Consider the following 2225-nt stretch of genomic DNA (forward strand, 5'->3'; position numbering starts at 1 on the left):
GTGACGGGCGCGCGCCGGACCGGGCTGCGTTGGCTGCTCGGATCCGTGGCGGCCGCCTAGGGATCATCGTCAGCTCACGCCGGTGCTGCGCGACGGTGGTTCGACGACTTATCAGAAACCGGCAAAGTCGCTGCACGAAGCGTCACGCCGCGCCTCATCAGAGCCCCTTCACCCTCTTTCGTTGCGCCATGCCGACCAGCTTGCTTATCTGATATGTCTGCAGCGCGGGTGAGCCGCGCTTCGTTGAAGCGCTTTCTAGGGGAGAACTGAAGGTGAGAACATTGCTTGCGTCGACATGCGTTGCTCTCAGCTTTCTCCTGGGCGGGGCTGGCGCATCGGCTGCCGAATGCGGCGACGTCACGATCGCCAGCATGAATTGGCAATCGGCCGAGGTCCTCGCCAACGTCGACAAGTTCATCCTCAACAAGGGCTATGGCTGCAACGCCAACATCACGACCGGCGACACCGTGCCGACCATCACGTCCATGGTCGAGAAAGGACAGCCGGACATCGCCCCGGAGGGATGGGTCGACCTGCTGCCGGAAGTGGTCAACCGCGGCCTCGCCGAGAGCCGCATCGTCGAGGGCGCGCTATCCCTAAGCGATGGCGGCATACAGGGGTGGTGGATCCCGCTATACGTCGCCGAGGCGCATCCCGACATCAAGACGATCCCCGACATGCTCAAGCATCCCGAGCTGTTTCCTGCCGCGGAGAATCCGGGCAAGGGCGCGGTCACCAATGGCCCGCAAGGATGGGGCGGGACGATCGTGACCGCGCAGCTCTTCAAGGCCTACGGCGCGGCGAACCACAATTTCTCGCTGGTGGACACCGGCTCGGCGGCCGGCCTCGACGGCTCGCTGGCCAAGGCCTACGAGCGCAAGCAGGGTTGGGTCGGCTACTACTGGGCGCCCACCTCGTTGCTCGGGAAGTACAAGATGGTCAAGCTTGAGTTCGGCGTTCCGTACGACGCGGCCGAATGGAAGCGATGCAACACGAAGGCCGACTGCCCGGATCCCAAGCCGAACACCTGGCCGGTTGACCACGTCTACACGCTGATGAGCAAGAAGTTCGCTGACCGCGCCGGGCCGGACGTGGTGAAGTATCTGAGCACCCGTGCCTGGTCGAACGACACGGTGCAGAAGCTGATGGCGTGGATGACCGATAATCAGGCCACCGGCGAGGACGGCGCCAAGTATTTCCTGAAGAACAACGAGGCGCTCTGGAGCAAGTGGGTGTCAGCGGACGTCGCGCAGAAGGTCAAGGCGGCGCTGTAGGCCAATCGTGCGGGAGGGTTGAGTGATGGCATGGTTCTCGACCTTCCCGCAGATGAACGACTCTTCGCTGACCAGCCTCAAAAAGGCGATCGACGAAGGTTTCCGGCAGTTCACGCGCCAATACGGCGACGCGATCGAGAGCTTCTTCACCCCGCTGCAATCCTTCCTGATCTGGGCGGAGCGCCTGGTCATGAACACGCCATGGCCGATCGTCATCGCCGTGATCGGCGGGGTCGCATGGCTCGCCAGCCGCCGCCTCAGCGTCACCCTGGGCGCGGTCCTCACCCTGTTGCTGATCGGCTATTTCGGCATGTGGGAGGACACGATGCGCACCGTCTCCATGATCCTGGTGTGCACGATCCTCTCGATCCTGATCGGCATCCCGATCGGCATCCTGATGGCCCGCTCCGCGGCCGTGCAGGGCTGCATCAACCCGGTGCTCGACGTGATGCAGACCATGCCCAGCTTCGTCTATCTGATCCCCGTCGTCATGCTGCTGGGGATCGGCCGGGTGCCGGGGGTGATCGCGGTCGTCATCTACGCGCTGCCTCCCGTGATCCGCCTGACCAATCTCGGCATCCGTCTGGTCGACCGCGACGTGCTCGAGTGCGCCGACGCGTTCGGCTCCTCGCCCTGGCAGAAGCTGCGCAAGGTCCAGTTGCCGCTCGCGCTGCCGACCATTATGGCTGGGATAAACCAGACGATCATGATGGCGCTCGCGATGGTGGTGATTGCCTCCATGATCGGCGTCCAGGGCTTGGGCCAGCCCGTGCTGAAGGCGATCGCGAACCAGTATTTCACCCTCGGCATGTTCAACGGCCTCGCCATCGTCGGCGTCGCCATGATCTTCGACCGCGTCAGCCAGGCTTACGGGCGGCGCCTGCAGATCCATCGGGAGATCTCCCATGGCTGAGCCGGCGTTCGGCGGCATCCAGATCCGGCGCCTGTACA

Annotated in this window: 2 protein-coding genes; both read left to right on the forward strand. The window is 63.9% G+C overall.

The window, feature by feature from the left end; genetic code table 11:
* The first annotated feature begins 272 nt into the window (after nt 1-272).
* Entirely contained in the window at nt 273-1274 is a 1002-nt protein-coding gene (locus JOY90_RS18035; protein WP_291692472.1) for an ABC transporter substrate-binding protein, read from the forward strand.
* A 25-nt stretch (nt 1275-1299) separates the two neighbouring features.
* Entirely contained in the window at nt 1300-2187 is an 888-nt protein-coding gene (locus tag JOY90_RS18040) for a proline/glycine betaine ABC transporter permease (protein ID WP_291692473.1), read from the forward strand.
* Nucleotides 2188-2225: the final 38 nt, after the last annotated feature.

It is taken from the genome of Bradyrhizobium sp., from assembly GCF_019242285.1.
Lineage (GTDB): Bacteria > Pseudomonadota > Alphaproteobacteria > Rhizobiales > Xanthobacteraceae > Bradyrhizobium.

What these genes read in the sequence shown, in the direction of transcription:
- JOY90_RS18040 (WP_291692473.1), top strand. Translation starts at nt 1,300, where the DNA reads ATGGCATGGTTCTCGACCTTCCCGCAGATGAACGACTCTTCGCTGACC.